We start from the raw sequence: 15530 nt of genomic DNA, 5'->3' as shown, positions 1-15530 counted from the left end.
GCGCAGGATGGCTCGCATGACGAACGAACCCGTCTCGGTCGACGAGATCATCGCCGGTCTGCCCGGCCCCTTCCAGCAGCGCGAGCTGGCGGTGGTGAACGACGCCGTGCTGCGGGTCGCGAGGCTGGAGGGCGAGTTCCCGTGGCACTGGCACGACGAGGACGAGCTTTTCCTCTGCTGGGACGGCAGCTTCCGGCTCGACCTCGCGGGGCAGCGGCCGGTCACGCTCAACGCGGGGGAGATTTTCGTGGTGCGCAAGGGAATCGAGCACCGCCCGGTGGCCGAGGAGCCCTCGCACGTGGTGCTGGTCGAGCGTCCGGAGACGAGCCAGTACGGGAACTAGAGGTGCATCCAGCCGGCGAAGACCGCGGGAGCCGCGGCGAGCAGGCTGTAGCGCACCCAGCGGCCGAGCAGGCCGGCGGTGAGGAAAGTGGACAGCCGCATCCGCACCAGACCGGCCAGCACGGTGGTGGCCATGAACGGTGGCAGCCCGACTACCGCGCTGACCCAGTAGGTGCCGTTCATCCAATGTGGATGCCGGTGGCAGCGTTCACGCAACGCCTCCAGCTTCGCCCGCAGCCATTTCGTCTTGGCCCGCCAGCGATCCCGCCGTGCCGACGGCTGGTGCTCGCGGTGCAGCCGGTCGTGCAGCACGGCCGGCAACCTGATCGAACCGCGCGCGGCGAGGTAGAAGAGCAGCTTCCCGGCCACCTGGCCGACCGCGACCGCGGCGCCGACCGCCAGCCAGTGCACCCCCGGCTGGTTGGACACCAGGCCGAGCACCCAGACCTCGACGCTGATCAGGGGGAGCAGTGCCGAGCCGAACGCGACACCGAGCGTCACGCACAGCCAGCCGAACATGGGACCTCCAGGGGAACTCTTGCCAAGCTAGCAGCCGTGCGATCGGCAGTCGGTGGGGTAAACCCCCGGGTTTGCTCCCGTAGGGGAGACACCGTGCACACCGGAAGATCACCTGGTGGTCGGCTCCCGGTCACCTGGCGATGGCATTCTCGACGCCGTGGCCGAGGATCTAGCCCTGCGCACCGGGCCGGCTTCGGCCGAGAAGTTCGCCGGATTCTGCGCGGCCGTGGTGGCGCGGCTGCCGTTCGGGCTGAGCCGGTGGGTGGCCCCCAGTTTCCTCGGCTTCGCGCTGATCAACGGCTTCACCTTCGGGGTCGATCTCGCCCTGCTGACCGTGCTGCACGGCTGGTGGGGACTCCCGGTGGCGGTCAGCGTCACGCTCGCGTACGTCTGCGCCTTCGGGCTGAGCTTCGTGCTCAACCGGAAGATGAACTTCCGCTCGCACGCGCCGGTCGGCGGACAGGCATGGCGCTACGCGGTGGCCGTGGTGATCAACTACCTGGCGTTCATCCTCGGCGTCGGCAGCGGGCTGGCCGCGCTGGGCGTGCAGTACCACCTGTCCAGGATCATCGCGGGCGCCTGCGAGGGCGCGTTCATGTACTCGGTGATGCGCTGGGTCGTGTTCACCGACCGGGCTACTCCGCGAGCTTGAGCTCCAGGCCGCCGGTCAGCCGCAGTTCGCGGACGGTCCGCTCGCCGGTGTCCAGGGTGCGCACGGTGCCGTCCGGTTTCCAGCCGGCCCGGCGGAACAGGCCCAGTGACGCCGCGTCGGACTGCGCCACCCAGGCGATGCCGCGCTCGGCCCCCTGCACGCGCAGGCCCTCGGCCGCGGTGGCGAGCAGCCGCCCGCCGTGTCCCCGGCGGCCCCAGCGGGGTTCGACCAGCAGTGAGGCGATCAGCCCGAGCCGGTCCGCGTCCGGGGGCAGGCTGCCGTCCGCCGCGGCCGCTTCCGGCTCCGGTGCCGGGCCTGCCACGCAGAAGCCGACCGTGAAGCTGCCTTCGGTGGCCACGTAGACCAGGGTGCCGGGGTGCTCGATCGCGCCGGTCCACTGCGCTTCCGCGTCCGCCGCTTCCAGCGCTGTGAGTGCGTGCTCGCCGAGCAGGTCGGCATAGGCCGCGCGCCAGGTGACCCGCTGGATCCTGGCGATCTCGGCGGCCTGGTCGGCCTGTGCCCGGTGGACGTCCGCGGTGCTCATTCCGGCAACCTATCGGCCGGCGGCGATGGCGGTGGCTAGGCCGTGGCGAATAACCACTGTTCTTCTGTCGGTGGTTCGTGCGACAGTCGGCCCATGGGTAGTAGATCTTGGCTTCCGGTGGCCGCTCTCGGCATCGTGTACGTGGTTTGGGGTTCCACCTACCTGGCCATCCGGTACCTGGTCGAGTCGATTCCACCGCTGCTCGGCGCGGCGCTGCGGTTCGGCGTTGCCGGCCCGGTGCTGCTGCTGGTCGTCCTGGTCGCCAGCGGCCGCGGCGCGCTGCGGATGAGCCGCGCGCAGTTCGGCTCGGCGGCACTGGCCGGGCTGCTGATGGCGGGCTGCGGGCAGGGCCTGCTGACCGTGGCGGAGACCAAGATCTCCTCCGGCCTCGCCGCCCTGCTGGTCGCGTCGGTGCCGCTGTTCGTGCTGATGATGCGCCGGGTGCTGGGGCACCGTCCGCCCGCGGTGACGCTGATCGGCGTGCTGCTCGGCCTGGCCGGGATCGCGCTGCTGGTGCTGCTCGGCGGGCCGGCCGAAGGCGCGCATGGCACCGCCGCCTGGGCGCCTTGGGTGATGCTGCTCGCCGCGTTCAGCTGGGCCGCCGGCACGGTGGCCAGCACCAGGCTGCCGATGCCGGCCAACCCGTTCGCCGCGGCCGCCGTCGAGCTGTGCGTGGCGGGTGCGGCGCTCGGTGCGGTCGGGCTCGCCACCGGGCAGCGGCTGGACCCCGGCGCGGCGAGCGGGGCGTCCTGGCTCGGCCTCGGCTACCTGATCGTGGCCGGTTCGCTGATCGGCTACAGCTCCTACGTCTTCGTGCTGTCCCGGCTGCCGGTGTCCACGGTGGCCACCTACGCCTACGTGAACCCGGTGATCGCGGTCCTGCTCGGGGTGCTCTTCGCCGGTGAGCGGTTCGGGCCGGCGCAGCTGGCCGGCGGGGTGCTGGTGATCGCCGCGGTGGTGGTCGTGGTGCGCGCCGAACGGGCACCGGCGGGAGCGAAGGCGGAAATGTCGGTGCCCGCTGGCAGGATGGACTGATCATGCAGACGATCAGTTCGGCGGTGGCGCGGCGGATGGCGCTGGCCGCACAGGGTTTCGCGGATCCGAGGCCGGCGGGTGAGCCGACGAGGCGGCACCTGCGGCGGGTGCTGTCCAGGGTGCAGCTGATCCAGCTCGACTCGGTGAACGTGGCGGTGCGAGCGCACTACGCCCCGCTGTTCGCCCGGCTGGGCGGCTACGACCAGGCGCTGGTCGACGATGCCGCCTGGACGCACAGCAGCAAGCGGCCGCGGCTGCTGGTGGAGAACTGGGCGCACGAGGCCAGCCTGGTGCCGGTGGAGGACTGGCCGCTGCTGCACTCCGGGGCCAAGCGCCCCGGCTGGTGGCGCCGCTACGAGCAGATCCTGGACCATTCCCCGTCGCTGGCCGAGGACGTGCTGCGGGTGGTCAAGGAGCTGGGCCCGATCGGTGCCGGCGGCATCGAACGCGAGCTCACCGGCCCGGCCAAGCGCGCCCCAGGGGCCTGGTGGGACCGGTCCGAGGTGAAGCGGATCTGCGAGTGGCTGTTCGGCACCGGACGGCTGACCACCGGTACCCGCCGCGGTTTCGAGCGGCTATACGACCTGACCGAGCGGGTGGTGCCGCCGGAGGTGCTGGCCCGCCGGGTCGACCAGGACGAGGGCGCGCGTGCGCTGATCACCCGCGCTGCCACCGCGCTCGGGGTGGCCACCGAACCGGATCTGCGCGACTACTACCGGATCGGGCCGGAGGTGAGCCGCAAGGCGGTCGCCGAGCTCGTCGAGGACGGGGTGCTGGAACCGGTGCTGGTGCGCGACTGGCCGGCGCAGGCCTACCGCCGCACCGGCACCGGCGCGCCGAGGTCGATCACCGGCAGGGCGCTGCTCTGCCCGTTCGACCCGCTGATCTGGGAGCGGGCCAGGACCGAGCGGCTGTTCGGTTTCCACTACCGCATCGAGATCTACGTCCCGGAGCCGAAGCGGGTGCACGGCTACTACGTTTTCCCGTTCCTGCTCGACGGTGAGCTGGTCGGCAGGGTGGACCTGAAGGCCGACCGCGCGGCCGGGCTGCTGCGGGTGCCGGGCGCGTTCGCCGAGCCGGGTGCCGAGCGCGGCCGGGTCGCCGCCGAGTTGGCCGCGGAACTGCGGGCGATGGCGGAATGGCTCGGCCTGGACGGGGTCGCGGTCGGTGGCCGCGGCGACCTGGCACCCGTCCTGCGCAAGCAGCTCTGAACGGCCTGCGTCCGACGGAAAGCAGAAGGGGCTCCGGCGCGGGTCGCCCCGTGCCGAAGCCCCTTCATCCCCTGGGCGATGGCCCTCAGAATCTTGCGGGACACCCGCACCCGATCAATGGGGGCATGCGCCCCCAGCTCAGAGCGCGGAGCGGGTCACCACCGCGTTGCCGAGGCCGGTCCTGGCCTGCACTCGCAGCGGGACCTCGCCCTCCGGCTTCTGGTCGGCCATTTCGAGCTCACTGGACACCCGGCCCGCGCTGGAGGACAGGGTGATTTCGGCGGCCACCCCGGAGTGCACGCCGACCCGGATCTCACCGGAACCGGTCTGCAGCTCGAGGGTGCCGGAGGACGCGTCGGCGATCGCCACGTCCCCGCTGCCGCTGCGCACCATCACGTCCCCGGACACCGCGCCGAGCCAGACGTCCCCGGTGCCGGTCACCATCGATCCGGAGCCGGTCAGCTCCGAGGCCTCCACGTTGCCGCCGCCGGTCTTCACCTGGAGCCCGGCGAGCGCGCCGCCGACCCGGATGTCGCCGGAACCGGTGCGCACGGAGGCCGGGCCGTCGACCTTGTCCAGCGCGACATCGCCGGAGCCGCTGACCACGTCGGCCCGGCCCGCAGTCCCGGTCGAGGTCACCTCGGCGGCGCCGGCCCGCACCTTGAGCTGAGAACCCGAAGGCGCGTACACCCGCACGGCGAGCGGAATCTTGTGCAGCGGCAAGGCATCCGGGGCGCGCACCACGATCCGTGCGCCGGTCTTCTCGATCCGGCTCTGCTGCACCGCGTCGGTGGCCGAGCCGCGGAGGTCGGCGCCGAACCGGTCGCTCACCCAGCTCAGCAGGTTCGTCACGCCTTCGGCCCAGGGCACCTGTTCGGACGCGTCGTGCCGTAGCTCCACGACGGCCTCGGTGCGCTCGGTCAGCCGGATGTCGATCTTGCCGAGGGTGATGCCCAGATCCAGTTCCACCGGGCCTTCGACCGGGAACGACTCGCTGCGCACCAGCTCGTTCTCGGTACCTGAAGGTTCAGCGGTGTCAGGTGTCTCGGTCATTCCGGTCATCCCCTTACCCAGCCGTGCAGCTGCGATTCGGTCTGGTTGCCCTGCTGTGCGGTGTTTTCCGGCCGGTGGAACTGGGACTTGGCGTGCAGCGCGCCCTGGACGGCCTGGGAGATGAAGGTGTTCAGCGACACCCCCTGCGACGCGGCGGCCTGCTCGGCCTGTCCCTTGATCTGCTCCACCAGGCGCAGCGTCAGCCGGCTGATGTCGCCGTCGATCGGCGGTGGGGTCCGCGGGCGTTCCGGTTCACGCGGCGGTTCCGGCTGCCGGTCCCCGGTGACCACGACCCGGACGTCCCTGCCGTCCAGCCGCACCTCGACCACCTGACCGGGCAGCCCGGCGGTGACCTCCGCGGCCAGGTCGGCCAGCGCGTTCATCAGGGTGAGCCGCACCGCGGGCTCCAGCGCCCCGGCCAGCACGGCCGCCGCGCGCTGGGTCTGTTCGTCGCCGGCGGAGGCCGTGGCGGCCAGATCCTCCCGGAGGCTGGTGATGTAGGGCGTCAGGTCCATGACACCACTATGACGTCACTTCTGACATCGGTCAAGGAGACCGTGGTGTCATCGCGGTGTCGTGCGGGAATGGTCGTGGTGGCCGGTTACGCTGCCCGTGTTCAGCGCAGGTGCGGGGAGAAGGAGTGCGAGCGTGGCCGAAACGGTGTCGCCCAAGGTTCAGTTGATCGCGAAGACCGAGTTCTTCCCGCCGGAGGACGTGCCATGGTCCACCGACGCCGACGGGGGACAGGCGCTGGCGGAGTTCGCCGGCCGGGCCTGCTACCAGTCCTGGAAGAAGCCGAACCCGAAGACGGCCACCAATGCCGGGTACGTGGACCACATCATCGAGGTCGGCCACCTGTCCGTGCTCGAGCACGGTTCGGTCAGCTTCTACATCACCGGGATCTCCCGCTCGCTGACCCACGAGCTGATCCGGCACCGGCACTTCTCCTACTCGCAGCTGTCCCAGCGCTACGTGCCCGAGCGCAACGCGGCCTTCGTCGAGCCCGAGGTGATCGCGCAGGATCCCGAGCTGCACGAGAAGTTCGTGGCCGCTGCGCAGGCCAGTGTGGACGCCTACACCGACCTGCTGGCCGGGCTGGAGGACAAGTTCGCGGACGCGCCGAGCGCCACGCTGCGCCGCAAGCAGGCCAGGCAGGCGGCCCGCGCGGTGCTGCCGAACGCCACCGAGACCAGGATCGTGGTCACCGGGAACTACCGCGCCTGGCGGCACTTCGTGGCCATGCGCGCGACCGAGCACGCTGACGTGGAGATCCGCGCGCTGGCCGTGGAATGCCTGCGGCAGCTGCAAAAGGCGGCGGAGAACGTGTTCGCCGACTTCACCATCTCCACGCTGCCGGACGGCACCGAGGTCGCCTCGAGCCCGAAGGTGCTGGAAGGTTGATGCGCCGTCTCGCCGTCGACGTCCAGCCGGGCGAGTACGTGGTCGCCCGGCTGGCGCCGGACGCGCCGACCCCGGCCGGTCTGCTCGACCCACGGGAGCCGGCGCTGGTCTCGGTCACCAGGACGCCGCAGGAGCTGTCCGTGATCTGCCCGGCGGAGCTGACCCCGGCGGGGGCGAAGGTGGAGTCCGGCTGGCGGCTGCTGACCGTGCGCGGCCCGCTGGCCTTCACCCTCACCGGGATCATCGCCGCGCTGTCCGGCGAGCTCGCCGCGGCCGGGGTCGCGCTGTTCTCGCTGTCCACCTTCGAGACCGACCATCTGCTGGTGAAGGCCGAGGAGCTGGCCCGCGCGGTGGACACCCTGCGCGCGTCCGGGCACGAGGTAGCGCTGGACGCCTGAGGTTCGCGGTTCGTGGCGCATTCGTTGCCGACTAGTGCCACATGTCACCTTGTCCGGCAAAGTTCGGCGCACCTAAACTTCGAGTTGGCCATGGCGACAACGCCGAGCGCTGGCAGCGTTGGCCTTGCTGACGAGAGGTGGGCCGCAATGGCACTGGCGGAGACTGTCCGGCCCAAGCTCGCCAAGGTGCGGGCCGGCTCCCTGCTGCTCGGCCCGGCCTTCGTCGCGGCGATCGCGTACGTCGATCCCGGGAACGTCGCCTCGAACATCAGCGCCGGGGCCCAGTTTGGTTACCTGCTGGTCTGGGTGATCGTGGCGGCCAACCTGATGGCCGGGCTGGTGCAGTACCTGTCGGCGAAGCTCGCGCTGGTCAGCGGCCTGTCGCTGCCGGAGGCGGTGCGGGAGCGGACTTCGCGGCCGGTCCGGCTGGGCTACTGGGTGCAGGCCGAGGCGGTGGCCATCGCCACCGACCTGGCCGAGGTGGTCGGCGGGGCGATCGCGCTGTACCTGCTGTTCGACCTGCCGCTGGTGCTGGGCGGGCTGATCACCGGCGCGGTGTCCATGCTGTTGCTGCTGGTGCAGGACAAACGCGGGCAGCGCCCGTTCGAGCGGGTGATCACCGGTCTGCTCGCGGTGATCGCGGTCGGCTTCCTGGCCAGCGTGGTGGTGGAACCGCCGTCGGCTTCGGCGACCTTCGGGGGACTGGTGCCGCGCTTCGACGGCGCGGAAAGCGTGCTGATCGCCGCCGCCATGCTCGGCGCCACCGTGATGCCGCACGCCGTCTACCTGCACTCCGGCCTGGCCCGTGACCGCCACGGGCACCCGGGCGCGGGGGAGGGCCGTCGCCGGCTGCTCAAGGCGACCCGGTTCGACGTCGGGCTGGCCATGCTGCTGGCCGGAGCGGTGAACCTGGCCATGGTGCTGCTGGCCGCGACCAACCTGCAGGGCAAGGAGGGCGTCGACTCGATCGAGGGGGCGCACGCGGCGGTTGGCGAGGCGCTCGGCCCCGGGCTGGCGCTGCTGTTCGCGATCGGCCTGCTCGCCTCCGGGCTGGCGTCCACTTCGGTCGGCGCCTACGCCGGTGCGATGATCATGCAGGGCCTGCTGCGCAAGCGGGTCCCGCTGCTGCTGCGGCGGCTGGTCACGCTGACCCCGGCCATCCTGGTGCTCGCGCTCGGCGCCGACCCGAGCCGCGCGCTGGTGGTGTCCCAGGTGGTGCTCTCCTTCGGCATCCCGTTCGCGCTCGTCCCGCTGGTGCGGCTGACCAGCGACCGCGGCCTGATGGGTGAGGACGCCAACCACCGGGTGACGACCACACTGGCCTGGCTGATCGCCGGGGTGATCATTTCGCTGAACGTGGCGCTGATCTATCTCACGTTCGCCGGCTGACCGGGCGGGAACCGCACGCCCACCGAAGCGGTCGGACTACCATCCTGGCCAACTTCGATGGGGAGGCACCGGAAACCGTGACCGAGGAACAGGCCCAGTACGCGCAGCAGACCCAGCCCACCCAGCCCGCCGCCGGGCCACGGGTGATCGCCGGGCGCTACGTCCTGCTGGGCGAGATCGGCCGCGGTGGCATGGGCATCGTCTGGCGCGCCGAGGACAAGGTGATCGGGCGGCACGTCGCGATCAAGGAGTTGCGGGAGGCCGAGGGGGTCTTCCAGGAGCGGGTGCTGCGCGAGGTGCGGACCGGCGGCAGGCTGAACGACCCGGCGGTGGTCACCGTGTACGACGTGGTGTCCGAACAGGACACCAGCACGGACGGCACCGCCCGGACCTACATCGTGATGGAGCTGGTGGAGGCGCCCACGCTGTCCGACCTGGTGCGGCAGCACGGCCCGCTGCCCGCCGAGCAGGTCGCCTCGATCGGTGAGCAGGTGCTCAGCGCGCTGCAGGCCGCGCACGAGGCCGGCATCGTGCACCGGGACGTCAAGCCGGGCAACATCATGGTCGCGCCGAACGGGCGGGTGAAGCTGACCGACTTCGGGATCGCGCACGCGGTGGACGATCCGAGGCTGACCACCAGCGGGATGATCGTCGGCTCACCCGCGTTCATGGCGCCCGAGCGGGTCGAAGGCCGCGAGGCGATGCCGGCCTCGGACCTGTGGTCCCTCGGCGTCACGCTGTTCTTCGCGGTGGAGGGCGTGGTCGCCTTCGAGCGGACCAGCACCGCGGCCACCCTGCACGCGATCATGACCGAGGTGCCCTACCTGACCCGCGGCCAAGGGCCGCTCGCGTCGGCGATCATGGGCTTGCTGATCAGCAGTCCGGAGGCCAGGATCTCGCCGGCGCAGGCGCGCGGGCTGCTCACCATGGCCAGGTCGCCGTCCGGGCAGCAGACCCCGCCCGGCGGCCAGCGGACCGCGATGTACCACGGCCAGGCCCCGACCTCTGTCGCTTATGGACAGCAGCCGCAGCCGGTGCAGCCCAAGGGAAACCGCAAGGGGTTGCTGATCGGCGGCGGCGCGGTGCTCGGGGTGCTGCTGCTGGTCGGCGGGTTCTTCCTCGGCAACTGGTGGGGCAGCACGCCGGTGGACGACGCGATGCTGCCTTCGCTGTCCTACGGCGACGGTGGTGACATCCCGGCGCTGAACGAGAGCAGCAGCGACTACTGCCTCAACACGCCACTGGTCAAGGGCAGGACGCTGACCAAGAACAACTGGGTGGAGTGCGACGAGCGGCACGACGCGGAGTGGTACGAGGCCGCGGTGGTGGTCGGCGCTTCGAACGACAGCGACGCGGTGGCCGCGAGCTATCCCGGCCAGGACCGGGCGCGGCAGTTCGGCGAGAGCAAGTGCCTGGCGAGCTTCTACTCGAACAAGATCGACGCCGGCAAGCGGCCGCAGCTGAAGTTCCTGGCCCTCTATCCCACCGAGAAGGAGTGGGCGAAGCCGCCGGCAACCGCCTCGGGCGACCAGATCCGGAAGGTGATCTGCCTGGTGGTGGACAAGGCCGGCGGCCAGCGCACCGACCAGGCCGTGAAGCCGGTCAAGTAGCGGAGAAGTTCCGGCGACGCGCCCGTCGCGCGGGCGATCCTGCGGCCCGGTGGCGGCGCGTGCGACGATCATGACGTTCTGCCAGGTCGTCGCCGGGATCATGGGGGTAAGGAGGTAACGTCAGGAGCATGTCCACTCCTCCTTCCGCCGCGCCGGGCAGACCCTTCGGGCGCGTGCTTACCGCCATGGTCACTCCCTTCGACGCGAATGGCGCGCTGGACCTGGACAAGGCCCAGGAGCTCGCCGCGCACCTGGTCGACCTCGGCAACGACGGCCTGGTGGTCAACGGCACCACCGGCGAAAGCCCGACCACCAGCGACGCCGAGAAGTCCGACCTGATCCGCGCCGTGGTGGAGGCCGTCGGCGACCGGGTCACCGTGGTCAGCGGTGCCGGCACCTACGACACCGCGCACAGCGTCGAACTGGTCCGCCTTGCCGAGAAGGCCGGCGCGCACGGCGTGCTGCTGGTGACCCCGTACTACTCGCGGCCGAGTCAGGCCGGGGTGTACGCGCACTTCACCACCGTCGCCGACGCGACCGGGCTGCCGGTGATGCTCTACGACATCCCGCCGCGCTCGATCGTGCCGATCGAGGTGGACACCCTGCGCCGGCTCGCCGAGCACCCGCGGATCGTGGCGGTCAAGGACGCCAAGGGCGACCTGCTGGCCGGCAGCGAGGTCATCGCCAACACCCACCTCGCCTACTACTCCGGCGACGACGGGCTGAACCTGCCGTGGCTGTCGGTCGGCGCGGCCGGGGTGGTCAGCGTGGTCGGGCACGTGGTCGCGGGCCGGATAAAGGCCATGATCGAGGCATACGAGGACGGCGACACCTCCACCGCCAGGACCAACCATCGCGGCATGCTCCCGGTGTACCGCGCCTTCTCCCGGGTGGGCGGAGTGGTGTTCGGTAAGACGGCGCTGCGCATGCGGGGCTACGATGTCGGCGAGCCGCGCCTGCCGATCGTGCCCGCCACCGAGGAGCAGATCCAGGCGATCGCGGCCGACCTGACCCAGGCCGGCGTGCCGCTCGACGATTCGCCGTCGACCGACTGGCACAGCTCCAGGGTCGCCCAGACCGACTCGGCGGCGGCTTACGTCGCCCCGACCACCCATACCAGCGTAGGGACCATTCATAGGTGAACCCCGTTCCCACCGGCCCAGGACCGACCAACGCACCACCCCCACTGCCGGAAGGCGGCCTGCGCGTAGTCGCGCTCGGCGGCATCGGCGAGGTGGGCCGCAACATGACCGTGTTCGAGCACGCCGGCCGCTTCCTGATCGTCGACTGCGGGGTGCTCTTCCCCGAGGACGACCAGCCCGGTGTCGACCTGATCCTGCCCGACTTCCGGGCGATCGAGAACCGGCTCGACGACATCGACGCGCTGGTGCTCACGCACGGGCACGAGGACCACATCGGTGCGGTCCCGTTCCTCCTGCGGATGCGGCCCGACCTGCCGATCTACGGCTCCCGGTTTACCTTGGCGCTGCTCGCGGCCAAGTGCAAGGAGCACAAGCAGCGGCCCAAGCTGATCGAGGTGCGCGAAGCCGAGCGCCTGACCGTCGGCACCTTCGACCTCGAATTCTTCGCGGTCAACCACTCCATCCCGGACGCGCTCGCGGTGGCCATCCGCACCCCGGCCGGGGTGGTGCTGCACACCGGGGACATCAAGCTGGACCAGCTGCCCTTGGACGGCAGGCTGACCGACCTGGCCGGGTTCTCTCGGCTCGGCGACGAGGGCGTGGACCTGTTCTGCGTGGACTCGACCAACGCCGAGGTGCCCGGGTTCGTGATGCCCGAGCGCGACATCGGGCCGGTGCTCGACGACGTGATCCGGCGGGTGAACCAGCGGGTGATCGTGGCCTGCTTCGCCAGCCACGTGCACCGCGTGCAGCAGGTGCTGGACGTGGCCGTGCGGCACGGCAGGCGGGTGGCCTTCGTCGGCCGCTCGATGGTCCGCAACATGGGCATCGCGGCCGAGCTCGGCCTGCTCGTGGTGCCGGACGGGCTGCTGGTCGACCTGGACCAGGCGAGCAACCTGCCGGAGAGCAAGGTGCTGTTCGTCTCCACCGGCTCGCAGGGCGAACCGCTGTCCGCGCTGTCCAGGATGGCGCGCGGTGAGCACCGGCAGATCTCCATCCGGGCCGGCGACACCGTGGTGCTGGCCAGCTCGATGATCCCCGGCAACGAGACCGCGGTGTTCGGTGTGGTCAACGGCCTGGTCCGGCTCGGCGCGCAGGTGGTGCACCAGGGCAACGCGAAGGTGCACGTCTCCGGGCACGCCTCGGCCGGCGAGCTGCTCTACCTGTACAACGCGGTGCGGCCGAGCAACGTGATGCCGGTGCACGGCGAGTGGAAGCACCTGATGGCCAACGGCGCGCTCGCGGTGCGCACCGGGGTCGCGCCGGAGAACGTGGTGATCGCCGAGGACGGCGTGGTGGTCGACCTCGTCGACGGCCGCGCCCGCCGGACCGGCCGGGTGGAGGTCGGGCACGTCTACGTGGACGGCCTCTCGGTCGGCGATGTCGGCGAGTCGACCCTGTCCGACCGGCTGGTGCTCGGCGAGGGCGGGTTCATCGCGATCAGCGTCGCGGTGGACTCGAAGACCGGTCGCGCGGTGACCCCGCCGAAGGTCTCCGGTCGCGGCTTCTCCGACGACCCGAAGGCGCTGGACGCCGTGGTGCCGCTGGTGGAGATGGAGCTGTCCCGGACCGAGTCCGAGGGCATCACGGACATGCACCGGATCGCCCAGTCGGTGCGCCGCGTGGTCGGCCGCTGGGTCGCGGACACCTACCGGCGCAAACCGATGATCGTGCCCACCGTCATTCCGGTCTGATTCGCCGACAACGGCCGTCGCTTTCCCCACCCTCAGTGCGGAGAAAGCGACGGCCGTTTTTCATGATCATTGTTGGTGTATTCCGGTGACCGGCTCTTGTTTCCCTTTCACTGGCAGTTCCTTTGGTATGGCCGAGTTTTTCGTGTCGGGGGTCACGCCGTCCTCCCGCTGCGGTCTTGTCCGCCTCCACCTGGGGATGGAAGGCGAGAGGACGAGAAAAACGGCACACGGGCTAGATCGGGCTGCTCCGAACGCAGTAAAAGGGATGCTGATTTACGTCTAGCCTGAAGGCTGCGAAAACGTGGCCCTTCCGCAGCGGGCCACTTCGATCGGCAGGAGGCGGCACGGGTGGGGCGGCATTCCCCGAGTGCGAAAAAGAAGCGCTCTCGCAAGCCTTTGGCGGCCCTCGTGGCGGTGGTCGTACTGGCCGGCGCGGGCTGGGCAACCGTGGAACTGGTCAGCGCCAACACCGGCGACGGGGACTGCGTGACCCCGACCGTGGTCCGGGTCGCGGCGGCGCCGGACATCGCGCCGGTGGTCACCCAGCTGGGGCGGGCACTGGCCGAGGACGGCTGCTACCGGATCGAGGTGCGGGACCGCGAGTCGGCAACGGTGGCCGAGTCGCTGGCGGTCTCCGACGGTTCCGAGCGCCCGCACGTGTGGCTGCCGGACTCCACGCTGAACCTGCGCCGCGCCCGGGACGCGGGCGCGACCGATGTGCCCGAGTCCGGCACGTCGGTGGCCAGCTCGCCGGTCGTGCTCGCGCTGGCCAAGGACACCGCCACCACGCTCGGCTGGCCGGACAGCTCGCCGGGCTGGGCCGAGGTGCTGGGCCAGAGCGACGTGGTCTTCGGCATCCCGGACCCGGCCCGCGACCCGGTCGGGGTCTCCGCGCTGCTCGGCGTGCGGGAGGCCACCAAGACCGCGGGCGACCCCGCCGCGGCCTACGCCGCCGCGCTGCGCCGGTTCACGCCGAACGCGACTGACGGCTCGGCCGCGCTCTTCGGCAGGCTGCCGGGTTCGGCCACCCAGGAACGCCCGGTCACCGCGTTCCCGGCTTCGGAGAACTCCGTGCTGCGCCACAACGCGAAGCAGAGCGAAGCCGGGCTGATCGCGGCCTACTCGGCCGCCGCGATCCCGGCGCTGGACTACCCGTTCGCCGTGCTCGACGGCATCGGCGGCAGCGAAAAGGCCGGCGCGGAACGGTTGCTGCGCGCGCTGGCCGGCCAGGAGGGGGCCACCGCGCTGGGCGACGCGGGTTTCCGCACCCCGGACGGCCGGATGCTCCGCGACCGCTCGGTGGACCAGCGGATCTCCGCGCAGTACAAGCCGGCCGTCCCGCTGCCGCCGGGCACCGCGGTGGACGAGGTGCTCAACCAGTGGGCCGGGGTGAACCTGAGCTCGCGGGCCAGGGTGCTGGTGGACGTCTCGGGATCGATGAACGCCGCCGTGCCGGGGTCGGGAAAGACCAGGATGGGCATCACCCTGGAGGCCGCCGAGCGCGGGCTGCGGCTGTTCAAGGCCACGTCGAAGATCGGTATCTGGACCTTCTCCACCGAGCTGGACGGGGACAAGGACTACCGCGAGATCGTGCCGATGGCGCCGATCGGCGAGCACCTCGACGAAGTGTCCGCGAAGCTCCGCGCGGTCAAGGCCACCGCCGAGGGGCGCACCGGCCTGTACGACAGCGTGCTCGCCGCCTACCGGCAGGCCAGGCAGGAATGGGAGCCGGGACGGCTGAACGTGGTGGTGGTGCTGACCGACGGCCGCAACGAGGACCCCGGCGGGATCAGCCGGGAAGGGCTGCTGGCCGAGCTGGCCGGGCTGCACGACCCGCGGCGCCCGGTGTCGATCATCGGCATCGGCATCGGGCCGGACATCGACCCGGCCGAGCTGGACGCGATCACCACGCCCACCGGCGGCAAGGCCTTCACCACCCCGGACCCCACCAAGATCGGGGACGTGTTCTACGCGGCGCTGGGCAAGCTTGCCTGTCAACCCCCGTCCTGCTAACTCGACGTCGTGAGTGAAAAGTGTTGCTGGAGCCAAGGTGCAATTGGTTACCTACTTGTGACCTGCGCGATCCCTCGTAGGCCACGCTTGGCCGGTCTCACCGTGGATAGCACGGTGAGACCGGTGGACTGAGTACAACGCGCCATCTAGTGCGTCAGGCGTTGAGGAAGATCGGCGCGTGCAGTTCGCCGCTGAGGAGGTCGGCCAGCAGGGCCGGGAGATTCGGCGGCAGGAACTTAGCCGAACTGCTCTCCAGTTCCGCCAGAGACCACCAGCGGGTCTCGATGAGGTTCGCTTGCTCGTTGGCCGTGTGCGACGGCGTACGGGACGGACTGATGTTCGACACCCGCGCGAAAAAGACGCGGTCGCGGCGGTGGTGCCACCGGTCTCGGAAGCGGAAGCGGACCTCCCGATCCCACAGGTGCGGGCCGAGCGCGTCAATGACCATGCCTGTCTCTTCGGCCAACTCTCGGCGCGCGGTGTCGGTGAGATCTTCTCCGGGGTTCGCTCCGCCGCCGGGAAGGTCC

Annotated in this window: 16 protein-coding genes; 11 read left to right on the top strand and 5 right to left on the bottom strand. The window is 70.9% G+C overall.

All coding sequences use genetic code 11. The features are described from left to right. Positions 1 to 16 precede the first annotated feature (16 nt). Complete coding sequence (locus AMYNI_RS0100080; protein ID WP_020665909.1) at positions 17 to 343, top strand: cupin domain-containing protein; 327 nt, start codon at positions 17 to 19, stop codon at positions 341 to 343. Here AMYNI_RS0100080 and AMYNI_RS0100075 read toward each other — a convergent pair. Next, entirely contained in the window at positions 340 to 861 is a 522-nt protein-coding gene (locus AMYNI_RS0100075; protein ID WP_020665908.1) for a YqaA family protein, read from the bottom strand. The two genes, AMYNI_RS0100080 and AMYNI_RS0100075, sit on opposite strands and share 4 nt — an antisense overlap. Positions 862 to 1018: 157 nt before the next feature. On the opposite strand from AMYNI_RS0100075, the gene AMYNI_RS0100070 reads away from it, so the two are divergent. After that, positions 1019 to 1513, top strand: a complete 495-nt coding sequence (locus AMYNI_RS0100070) for a GtrA family protein (RefSeq protein WP_051116427.1) — start codon at positions 1019 to 1021, stop codon at positions 1511 to 1513. Here AMYNI_RS0100070 and AMYNI_RS0100065 read toward each other — a convergent pair. Further along, positions 1497 to 2057, bottom strand: coding sequence for a GNAT family N-acetyltransferase (locus tag AMYNI_RS0100065; RefSeq protein ID WP_020665906.1), 561 nt, complete (start codon positions 2055 to 2057; stop codon positions 1497 to 1499). The two genes, AMYNI_RS0100070 and AMYNI_RS0100065, sit on opposite strands and share 17 nt — an antisense overlap. Before the next feature lie 93 nt (positions 2058 to 2150). On the opposite strand from AMYNI_RS0100065, the gene AMYNI_RS0100060 reads away from it, so the two are divergent. Both AMYNI_RS0100060 and AMYNI_RS0100055 read left to right on the top strand, forming a co-directional pair. Then, a complete protein-coding gene (locus AMYNI_RS0100060) occupies positions 2151 to 3092 on the top strand; it encodes an EamA family transporter (RefSeq protein ID WP_040405397.1) in 942 nt (313 codons plus the stop codon). A gap of 2 nt (positions 3093 to 3094) precedes the next feature. Beyond that, positions 3095 to 4303, top strand: a complete 1209-nt coding sequence (locus AMYNI_RS0100055) for a winged helix-turn-helix domain-containing protein (protein ID WP_020665904.1) — start codon at positions 3095 to 3097, stop codon at positions 4301 to 4303. Positions 4304 to 4441: 138 nt separating this feature from the next. Here AMYNI_RS0100055 and AMYNI_RS0100050 read toward each other — a convergent pair whose 3' ends face one another. Then, on the bottom strand, positions 4442 to 5365 hold the full coding sequence (locus tag AMYNI_RS0100050; protein ID WP_020665903.1) for a DUF4097 family beta strand repeat-containing protein: 924 nt from the start codon (positions 5363 to 5365) through the stop codon (positions 4442 to 4444). After that, positions 5362 to 5871 (bottom strand): toxin-antitoxin system HicB family antitoxin, encoded by a 510-nt coding sequence (locus AMYNI_RS0100045; RefSeq protein WP_020665902.1) that lies wholly within the window; start codon positions 5869 to 5871, stop codon positions 5362 to 5364. Before AMYNI_RS0100045 ends, AMYNI_RS0100050 begins: the two co-directional genes overlap by 4 nt. Positions 5872 to 6004: 133 nt before the next feature. On the opposite strand from AMYNI_RS0100045, the gene thyX reads away from it, so the two are divergent. From thyX to AMYNI_RS0100010, 7 genes are all read left to right on the top strand, one after another. Then, the gene (gene thyX, locus AMYNI_RS0100040) at positions 6005 to 6757 is read left to right on the top strand and encodes an FAD-dependent thymidylate synthase (protein ID WP_020665901.1); all 753 of its coding nucleotides are present in this window, start codon (positions 6005 to 6007) and stop codon (positions 6755 to 6757) included. After that, positions 6757 to 7155, top strand: a complete 399-nt coding sequence (locus AMYNI_RS0100035) for an ACT domain-containing protein (protein WP_020665900.1) — start codon at positions 6757 to 6759, stop codon at positions 7153 to 7155. The genes thyX and AMYNI_RS0100035 overlap by 1 nt, the downstream gene beginning before the upstream one ends. A 147-nt stretch (positions 7156 to 7302) precedes the next feature. Continuing rightward, on the top strand, positions 7303 to 8544 hold the full coding sequence (locus tag AMYNI_RS0100030) for an Nramp family divalent metal transporter (protein WP_020665899.1): 1242 nt from the start codon (positions 7303 to 7305) through the stop codon (positions 8542 to 8544). Positions 8545 to 8621: 77 nt separating this feature from the next. Next, a complete protein-coding gene (locus AMYNI_RS0100025; RefSeq protein ID WP_020665898.1) occupies positions 8622 to 10154 on the top strand; it encodes a serine/threonine-protein kinase in 1533 nt (510 codons plus the stop codon). A 128-nt stretch (positions 10155 to 10282) separates the two neighbouring features. After that, positions 10283 to 11296 carry a 4-hydroxy-tetrahydrodipicolinate synthase gene (gene dapA / locus AMYNI_RS0100020; protein ID WP_040405391.1) on the top strand — a complete coding sequence of 338 codons (1014 nt, stop codon included), beginning with the start codon at positions 10283 to 10285 and terminating at the stop codon, positions 11294 to 11296. 59 nt (positions 11297 to 11355) lie between these two features. Continuing rightward, complete coding sequence (locus AMYNI_RS0100015; RefSeq protein WP_157357756.1) at positions 11356 to 12990, top strand: ribonuclease J; 1635 nt, start codon at positions 11356 to 11358, stop codon at positions 12988 to 12990. Between the two features lie 408 nt (positions 12991 to 13398). Further along, positions 13399 to 15003 (top strand): substrate-binding and VWA domain-containing protein, encoded by a 1605-nt coding sequence (locus AMYNI_RS0100010; RefSeq protein WP_245573834.1) that lies wholly within the window; start codon positions 13399 to 13401, stop codon positions 15001 to 15003. 154 nt (positions 15004 to 15157) lie between these two features. Here AMYNI_RS0100010 and AMYNI_RS43160 read toward each other — a convergent pair. Further along, the coding region (locus AMYNI_RS43160) for an NUDIX domain-containing protein (RefSeq protein ID WP_020665894.1) at positions 15158 to 15530 on the bottom strand (373 nt) is incomplete at its 5' end.

Source organism: Amycolatopsis nigrescens CSC17Ta-90, from assembly GCF_000384315.1.
GTDB classification, from domain to species: Bacteria; Actinomycetota; Actinomycetes; order Mycobacteriales; family Pseudonocardiaceae; genus Amycolatopsis; species Amycolatopsis nigrescens.
The sequence above is the reverse complement of the archived record's forward strand: the minus strand, read 5'-3'. Positions and strand labels throughout refer to the sequence as shown.

Coding starts and splice junctions, on each gene's coding strand:
- AMYNI_RS0100035 (WP_020665900.1), top strand. CDS start 6,757: ATGCGCCGTCTCGCCGTCGACGTCCAGCCGGGCGAGTACGTGGTCGCC.
- AMYNI_RS0100055 (WP_020665904.1), top strand. CDS start 3,095: ATGCAGACGATCAGTTCGGCGGTGGCGCGGCGGATGGCGCTGGCCGCA.
- AMYNI_RS0100060 (WP_040405397.1), top strand. CDS start 2,151: ATGGGTAGTAGATCTTGGCTTCCGGTGGCCGCTCTCGGCATCGTGTAC.
- AMYNI_RS0100075 (WP_020665908.1), bottom strand. CDS start 861: ATGTTCGGCTGGCTGTGCGTGACGCTCGGTGTCGCGTTCGGCTCGGCA.
- AMYNI_RS0100065 (WP_020665906.1), bottom strand. CDS start 2,057: ATGAGCACCGCGGACGTCCACCGGGCACAGGCCGACCAGGCCGCCGAG.
- AMYNI_RS0100080 (WP_020665909.1), top strand. CDS start 17: ATGACGAACGAACCCGTCTCGGTCGACGAGATCATCGCCGGTCTGCCC.
- dapA (WP_040405391.1), top strand. CDS start 10,283: ATGTCCACTCCTCCTTCCGCCGCGCCGGGCAGACCCTTCGGGCGCGTG.
- AMYNI_RS0100030 (WP_020665899.1), top strand. CDS start 7,303: ATGGCACTGGCGGAGACTGTCCGGCCCAAGCTCGCCAAGGTGCGGGCC.
- AMYNI_RS0100050 (WP_020665903.1), bottom strand. CDS start 5,365: ATGACCGGAATGACCGAGACACCTGACACCGCTGAACCTTCAGGTACC.
- AMYNI_RS0100045 (WP_020665902.1), bottom strand. CDS start 5,871: ATGGACCTGACGCCCTACATCACCAGCCTCCGGGAGGATCTGGCCGCC.